This window comes from Kluyvera intermedia (assembly GCF_021440345.1).
GTDB lineage: Bacteria > Pseudomonadota > Gammaproteobacteria > Enterobacterales > Enterobacteriaceae > Kluyvera > Kluyvera intermedia_A.
The window spans coordinates 1-8,248 of record NZ_JAKCNS010000075.1; the positions used below are offsets into that span (position 1 = coordinate 1).

Annotated in this window: 6 protein-coding genes; 4 read left to right on the forward strand and 2 right to left on the reverse strand. The window is 49.7% G+C overall.

Translation table 11 applies throughout. The features are described 5' to 3' along the window. The 4 genes from LZ634_RS18370 to LZ634_RS18385 all read left to right on the forward strand — a co-directional run. Positions 1-482: helix-turn-helix domain-containing protein (locus LZ634_RS18370; protein WP_234507774.1), on the forward strand; the 482-nt coding region annotated here is incomplete at its 5' end. Positions 483-536: 54 nt separating this feature from the next. Further along, a complete protein-coding gene (locus tag LZ634_RS18375; protein WP_234507776.1) occupies positions 537-1,223 on the forward strand; it encodes a helix-turn-helix domain-containing protein in 687 nt (228 codons plus the stop codon). Positions 1,224-1,592: 369 nt separating this feature from the next. Continuing rightward, positions 1,593-3,077 (forward strand): phosphoethanolamine transferase, encoded by a 1,485-nt coding sequence (locus tag LZ634_RS18380; RefSeq protein ID WP_234507778.1) that lies wholly within the window; start codon positions 1,593-1,595, stop codon positions 3,075-3,077. Between the two features lie 149 nt (positions 3,078-3,226). Then, positions 3,227-4,804, forward strand: coding sequence for an FAD-NAD(P)-binding protein (locus LZ634_RS18385; protein ID WP_234507780.1), 1,578 nt, complete (start codon positions 3,227-3,229; stop codon positions 4,802-4,804). A gap of 42 nt (positions 4,805-4,846) precedes the next feature. On the opposite strand, the gene LZ634_RS18390 is transcribed toward LZ634_RS18385, so the two are convergent. Both LZ634_RS18390 and LZ634_RS18395 read right to left on the reverse strand, forming a co-directional pair. Then, a complete protein-coding gene (locus tag LZ634_RS18390; RefSeq protein ID WP_234507782.1) occupies positions 4,847-6,736 on the reverse strand; it encodes an enterotoxin in 1,890 nt (629 codons plus the stop codon). Positions 6,737-7,143: 407 nt separating this feature from the next. Next, on the reverse strand, positions 7,144-8,248 hold a 1,105-nt coding region (locus LZ634_RS18395; RefSeq protein WP_234507784.1), incomplete at its 5' end, for a GAPES1 domain-containing protein.

The following is an 8,248-nucleotide window of genomic DNA, read 5'->3' on the forward strand; positions in this document are numbered from 1 at the left end:
GCTTATTCGCACCTTCCCTAAATCGTAGATGGGATGGGATTATTTTAAATGCTCAGCAGCATCCTTTTATTTTAGGCGTAAGCCATCAACTCTCGAACGGTACCAGTCTTTACGTCAAGACAACAGAGCCTTCCCGATTATGCAAAATGCCTCTTGAGCGGTTCAATCTGTTAATTGAAAAATACGCCTTGTGGGAAAGCTTTTGTTGTCTCCTGATATACACCACCTCTAGCATTTATGAGCAATGTACTGCTGTTTCGCAGATGTCCTCCTTTGATATTGTGAAATTTCATCTCCGGCAGTTGATGCTCGAGCCTTCTTGTATCAGAAAAAGCAGGACGGCCGTGAGTTACATTATGGATAGAACCTCTCTGTCACGAAGTGGAATTATGCGTATTCTCAGACAGTTACGTGACGACAAATGCATCGTTCTTAAACGCGGTATTCTTCTCGATATTGATCATTTACCCACAAAATCCTGATTTTGTTTTTCATATATATCAAATACTTCTATAAAGGCACGCAAAGACATGTCGATGTCTAACTATACTAAGAAAAATCGCACATCCCGTAATAGGTCAACCATGCCTGCACCTTTGCCCATCTCGACAATCACGCAGCCTTCGCCTTATTCCAGGGAATTGGTGGATAAACTGCTCCCTTTCGCCGATGTGAAGAGAATTGCGGCTAGAAAGCGCCTTTTTCTATCAACGAGCCAGAAAAACTACTGTTACCTTATTCTCAGCGGGCAGGTTATTTTGCATCGTGATGACGATGATCTGGCGATGACGACGATAAATGCGCCATCTCTTGTCGGAATAGGGAATATCGCCACACGTTCAATGAATGGGTATATCAAACTGCTGACAACCTCGAATATCGGCATTCTGAGCCTTGAGCGGACATTTGATATCATCCGCGAAAACGATCTGTGGGAGCTGTTGACGATGCACATGATGGTGGTCACCAGTAAGCTCTATGCTTCTAATAAAATGCTTACCGCGCCAACCTCATACGACATCATCAAAGCGCAGCTCTTTGAACTCATGAGCGAGGACGCAAGGCTTCGTAACAGTATCACGGCTGAAAACTACATCCGTGACAAAACCAACCTGTCCCGTAGCGGTATTATGCGTATTTTGTCGGAGTTAAAAGAGGGGGGATACATTGAGATTAATCGTGGCATCCTGATGATGGTCCATCAATTACCTGAAAAATTCTAATCTTGATTTATAAATAGCGCCCCAGCTATTTATGTCTACGCGGGCTGGCTTCGACGATGTCGTGATCTGCCCAGACGCTCTTCCTGTGCTCAATCTGTAGGACAGAAACGTCTACCGGGAGAAGTCTGCCTGGTTCTCAAAATCCATCCAACTCAAATCCGCCCTATCCAAAGAAAGAATTCCCCCTTTTGTGATGAAATTAGCAAAATCTGGTAGCAGGCATCTCTTTAGTCGTATTAGCAATTTGTGCGATAATTTTTAGAAATACTTCTCCTTAAAATAATCATATTCATGAATTTTAGCTCGTTGCGTGCCTCTGCGGCGCTACTCCCTCTATGGGGCTCTCTGGGGATTGTTGCGGCTGTTAACATGCTATTTTCACCCGTACATGTGATGTTCCAGCGTTTGTTTATCTTTGCATTACTAATGCTTTCATTTTCACTCATTAAGCGGCGTCGTGTGCGTTTAGCCGTTGCGGCTTTGCCAGTAATGATCGTTGCATGGGATGTCATGCTGTCTTTGTATTCTCACGCAACGTTTGGCAGTGCATTTAGCTATGGTTTTGCCATGAGTGTGCTGGAAAGTTCCACCAACGAGATGATGGCTATGCTTGGTCTGTATATCCATTATGCACTGGGATTTACTGCTTTAACGGCTCTGCTGCTGAGTGCTGTCTGGTTTACGCCAAGGCTTCCCGGAAAATGGCGCCCGCGTTTACCGTTGTATTGCCTGGCACTCACTCTGATAGTCAACATCACTCAGGCGGTAGCGCATAGTGTGCGCAAGAATAGCCACGGCAGTATCTCTGTGCGGGTGATTAACTACACCCCAATCAGCAATCTGAAATACTTCGTACAAGCCTGGAATGATAAGCAGCTGATTTCACAAATTTCGCGCACGATTCCTGATTACCCGATCCAAACATGGGATACCGGGATTGAGACTTATGTCGTGGTGGTAGGGGAGTCAGCCCGATCGGAGAACATGCATTTTTACGGCTACCCGAAAGACACTACACCCGCGCTTGATAGCCAGCGAGCGCAGGTACTCTCGTGGACTCATGCTGTCAGCCCTGCTCCGGTGACGATTACCGCTGTTCCTCTCGTGTTAAGTGCGGATTTTGTTACTGGGCACGACCAGAAACATTATTCGGACAATATTATTAATCTGGCGAATCGCGCGGGTTATTACACCTCCTGGTTCAGTAAGCAGGGCATTATCGGAGACTACAATAATGCTATTACGGGCATTGCCACCAATGCGCGGGAGAAAAAATGGCTGACCAGTGATTACGACGATACATTGATACCAGAATTAAAACAGGCGCTGAATCGGGGCGGTAAGCAAGTCATCGTGTTGCATCTTTATGGTAGCCATGAGCCGGAGTGTGTGCGTTTCCCTGCGCAGGAAGCCATATTTGATGCGCAAGACAGCGGCATCGATGCCTGCTATGACAACTCGATTCGTTATACCGACAAACTTCTTGGACAGATGTTTTCCTTGCTTGAAGGGCGTCGTGCCTCGCTGATTTACTTTTCCGATCATGCCCTGGAGCGCGATCCGCAAAAACGCGTTGTCTATTATCACGGTGGGGTGAAGCCTAGCCAGCATGCCTACCAGGTCCCCATGTTTGTGTGGTACAGCAAACAGGTAGCAAAACCTGAAAATGGTGAGGTGAAAGCGCTGTACTCAACAGCGAATAATTTCCAGTTAATGCGTTACTGGTTAGGGATAAGGCTGCCAAATGAAACTCTGCCTGGTACATTAAAATCACGGGCATCGCAGCTCGCGGGTCAGGTGCCGGTACTGGATACCACCAACACGGTTTATGACTGGAAGCAGCTTCGTCGCTGAGGAACAAAAAGGTGCGGGAGGATAACTCTCCTGCACTTCAATTACGGTAGCCAGCACTTTACCGTGGTTGATACACAATTGCCCGTTTGCAGTGGCGCATCCCCCTTTATCAACCAGACTTAACGGCATGTCTTTCATTAAGGATAATCATGAAAAACGTCGCCATTATCGGTGCAGGGCCTACGGGGATTTACACTTTTTACGCGCTGCTGGAGCGCGGAGAACCGCTTGCGATTACGGTCTATGAGCAGGCGGAGGAGGCTGGCGTTGGCATGCCTTATAGCGACGACAATAATGCGTCGCTGATGCTGGCAAATATCGCCAGCATCGAAATCCCGCCCATTTTTATCACCTACCTGCAATGGCTTCGCGGACAGAGCGATGGCTGGCTGGCACGTTGGGGTTTGGAACGCGCATCCCTGCATGAACGGCAGTTTTTACCGCGCGTGATGCTTGGGGAGTACTATCGCGATCGCTTTCTGGCGTTGGTGAAAAAAGCCCGGCAGTTAGGATTTGTGGTCAACGTTCAGGAGTCCAGTAAAGTTACGGATGCTCAGGCGACGCCGAACGGCGTCAACGTATGGGTGGAAGAGCGTCATGCGGCGGAGATTTTTGATTATGTCGTGCTCGCCACGGGCCATCTTTGGCCGCAAGACGATGGCTCACCGCGCGATTATTTTCCCAGCCCGTGGACGGGGCTGATGGCGGCTAAGATTGCCGCATGCCGGGTCGGGATTATGGGGGCCTCCCTCAGTGGGCTGGATGCGGCGATGGCGGTGGTCATCCAGCACGGCGTATTTATTCGATTAGAGGGGGAGACGGTACAATTTCGGCTGAACCCAGAAAGCAGGGGGCTTCAACTCAGTTTGATGTCCCGTTCTGGCATTTTGCCAGAGGCAGATTTCTACTGCCCCCTGCCTTATGAACCGCTCGCCGTGGTGACGGAAAATGCCATTGCGGCGGCCATTGCCGCAGGTAGCGATGGGCTGCTGGATCGCGTTTTCCAGCTGATGGTTGCCGAACTGGAGCAGGCCGATCCGCAGTGGAGTGCGCAGATAGCACTGCGTTCACGTGATGCTGATACCTTTGCCGATGCCTGGTTTGCCGACCGGAAAAATCACGATCCGTTTGCATGGGCTCAGGCCAATCTGCAGGAAGTGGAACGCAACAAACGTGAAAAGCACACCGTCCCGTGGCGTTACACCATCCTGCGATTGCATGAAGTTGTTGAACCGATCGTGCCCCACTTAAATGAGAAAGATGAGAAACGCTTCAAAAACGGGTTGGCCCGCATTTTCATCGATAACTATGCCGCCATTCCGTCTGAATCCATCCGCCGTCTGCTGGCGCTGCGCGACGCGGGCGTTATCCGTATCCTGACGCTAGGTCACGACTATGAGATGACGGTGGAAGATAAGCTCACGACGATTATCACGCAGGAGGAACGCGATACGTTCGATCTGTTTATCGATGCGCGGGGACAGAAAGCGTTAAAAACCAAAGATCTGCCATTTCCTTCGCTGCGTACGCAGCTGCTGGCGTGCGGTGATGAAATCCCCTCTATTGGTGACGATTTCACCCTCATGGAGCCGGAAAGTGCGCGGGGGAGAATCGCCTTTGGCGCTTTGCCGTGGTTGATGCACGATCGCCCGTTTGTGCAGGGGCTGGTCGTTTGCGCAGAGATGGGGGCGGCGATAGCCAGAGGGGTAGAAAAAGGTCAGGAGTAAACGAGAGACGGGCTACCCGCGTCAGCGAGCAGCCCTATCCGCTTATTTCACGGGATTGGCTTCAATCACCAGCGTTTCCAATGGTTTTAACGTGATAACCATGGCTTCCTGATATTTCTCTGGCAGGGTGCTATTACTGCCATAGACTGATTTAAGGGTAAATTGCGCGGCTTCTCCTTGTGGGATTTCCAACGCTTTACTCAAATCCAGGTAGAAACGCTGCGGCTTGTCGGACGGGTTACGCAGGCCGAGAATCGACTTCTCTTTGCTCCACGACGCCCAGCCGTAGGCTTCCAGCGCGGTTGGGTCGCCGCCCACCCAGTGCGTATCGACCAGCACGCTGCTGTTTTCTCTTGCCCACTTCGCCGCCTGCGCCAGCGTATCCCATTTGGCTTTATTCAGCATAGACGGCGTGATGTACAGCTCCTGAAGCTGAGTACCGGTTGCGAAATAGCTCCACACCTGGTCGGCAAAATCACTATCAGTCTGCACCTTCTCCAGCCCGTAATAAGCGTGCTCTGCGCTGACGATACCGTGATACATCAATGAGTTCAGCGGGAATAACGGCCCTTTACGCACAATCGAACGATAGGTTTCCGCATCGCGATAGGTCATCCACTGCTGCACCGGTGAACCGACGCCGTAGAGGTTGATGTCATCTCCCTGCCGCCAGATAGAATCCGCGTAAAGCAGCCACGACGGGCTGGCATCGGTTCCGGTGGTTAAGTTGATGAACAGATCCTTGTTGGCCTTACGCATATTTTCCAGCAGCTCGACGGAGGCATCAAAATCTGAGGCAAACTTACTGCCCTTAATATGTGAGTTGGCGTTGCCCATGCCGTCGAGTTTAAATGAGGTGATATGCTCGTCTTTGATGAGCTTGAGGATCTGCTCATTGAAGTTTTTGTAATAGTTGGGACCAGAGAGCGCCAGCTTCCCATCGACGGTTTCAAAGCCATACTCTTTGGCGTGGGAAACGCGAATATCGCGCGGCTTGTTATAGCCGCCCCACGGCGACAGCCATAAGCCTATTGAGCTGTGCAGGCTATTGGCTTTTTCGCGCACCTTGCTAAATCCATTGCTGAACGCTGGGCCAAATAACCAGCGGCCGGTACGGTCATCCCATCCATCATCCAGCAGGAACGCATCCATTTCCACGCCCCGTGCCGTAATAAATTCCTTATTCCATTCATCCATCCGACCCAAAATATCCTGTTCTGTGTAGGTGGTGAAGAAGCCAATATCCATCCAGCTGTTGTAGTGCAGATACGGCTTATAAGGCCGTGGGCGTACGGCCTCAACAAACTGATTAACGCTGCGGCGCAGCTGATTTGTTTCTGGGAAGGTCCCGAACATCACGGTATAGCTGACCGGCGCTTCTGGCTGGATCGGGGTTTTCAATAAAACGTTGAGGTTGGTGGTCGCCTCATAGGCATAGGTATTGATAATCGGCTTATTTGGCAAAATAAAGAAGGAGTCGGCAACGATCGGCGAACTGTTAATTGCGCCATCAACATAAGGCGCTTGCGCCTGCCCTTTAGTTGGGAAGAAGGTGATTTTGGCGACATCGCGGGGCTTGCCGACGGCGGTTACCGTGTAATCAATGCTGGCATATTTCCCTTTCAGGGAATTCAGCGTCACGGTCACCTTGAAATCCGGGTGGTCGTAATCAATTTTGATGGCGTTATCGCGCTGTTCTACGTGGGCAATTTTAAAATCTGCGGCTTTGATGACGGTTTCATCAGGCAGAGTCAGGAAAAACAGCGACTGTGGCGACAGCTGGCGTTGAGTGTGGACATCTTTGATAACCGCTTCAGATTTAGCGTCATCAAAGGAAATGGCAATATTGTCGTTAGTCAACGTGTAGTCAGCAGCCAATGCGCCGTTGGACACCAGCAGGGCAAGAATCGATATCTTGAACACATTTTTCATCAGTTACAGGTCCTTTTCGTTTAATTATGACTGTGCATCTGGCGGGGAAATGGTCTGTTTTGCGTAATGATACGGAAGCTTACGTGTTTAAGTTTCTTTCGTTTTGTTGGCGCTGACTCTGCGGTATTTATTAAAAGAAATAAAATGAAAGATCATGGTTTTCTGATCTTGTTCACAAAAGAAACAAAGTGAAAGGTTGCTGTATGGGAAGTGAAAGGTGTGGCGGGAGAGACTAAGCGTAGAGCACGTTAAAGGGACGGGGCCAGCTAGCGGGGAAAACCGACAATGCTTTTAGTCAGAGGTGAAAAAGTGACTAACGGCAAAGGGTTATACAGAGCGCCCCTCAAAGACGCTCTGTATCGGAAAATCGGGCGTGGCAAACGTGATGCGCGACCAAATGCTAACGTTTACCTGCGCTCCGCATACTTGCTGCGTTTATGCTGATAAAGCAATTCGTCCGCTTTGTGCATCGCCACGTCCAACGTATCTCCCGACTGGAGCTGATACGCCCCCCATGAAAATGCCACCAGTTTCTCCGTGTCGATAGTGAGCAGCTGTTCCTGTACGCGGTCAATCACATCGCGGGAGCGGCTCAGCGAATTATCGATAAGAATCAAACAGAATTCATCGCCGCCAAGCCGGATCCCATAGTCGCTTTTGCGAATGGCATTGCCCAGCGCCTGGCCCAGCGTTTGTATGGATTTATCGCCCATGTGATGACCGAGAGTATCGTTGATCCTTTTGAGCCCATCGCTGTCAATCGCGATAACCGTGACCGGAATATTCCGACCCACCAGCGACTGGAGCTTATGCTCTAACTCGGAGTTAATCACTTTGCGGTTGTAGAGCCCCGTCATGGCATCGGTGACGTTATCCCGGGAAAGTGATTCCTGTCTGGTCAGCTGCTTACGGGCGTAGCGGCATAACGCCCATGTCCCCACCACATACAGCAATAATAGCCAAAGGTTAGTGGTGATGACGTAGACGGCATCCAGCTTCAAGTGCAGCGTGTAGTTGGGGGTGAGGGCATCTTCACCGCTGATCAAACCATAAGAACGGATCCGCGGTTTGTGGAAAATAATATGCGCGCCGCTTTTATTGTCCGTCACGTACAGCGAAAGGAATTTCCATAAGAAAGGCCGGTCATTTGTCTTAAACGACACCACAAGATCGTTAATATTGATGTCTGTAATCAGAATACCTTTCACTTTATCGCCGAGAAAAACGGGCGTTAGCATGCTGATAATATTGTTGCGGGTATATCCATCCTGATAGATATGAGAAAGAGTGCTTTCACCTTTAATCAAATCGTCGAGGGCGTTCTCATCGATGGAAATTGTTCGGGCGCTGTGCGCGATGTTAATGCTGCCATTATCACCAATCAGCCAGTTGCGGAAAGTGTAGTTTTTGGTATTAACCAGGTGATTAATATAAATATAACGATGAGAAAGATCGATGTAATAGCGGATATTACGGAACGTATAGCCGGTATAGTTTGGGTAATGACTCCAA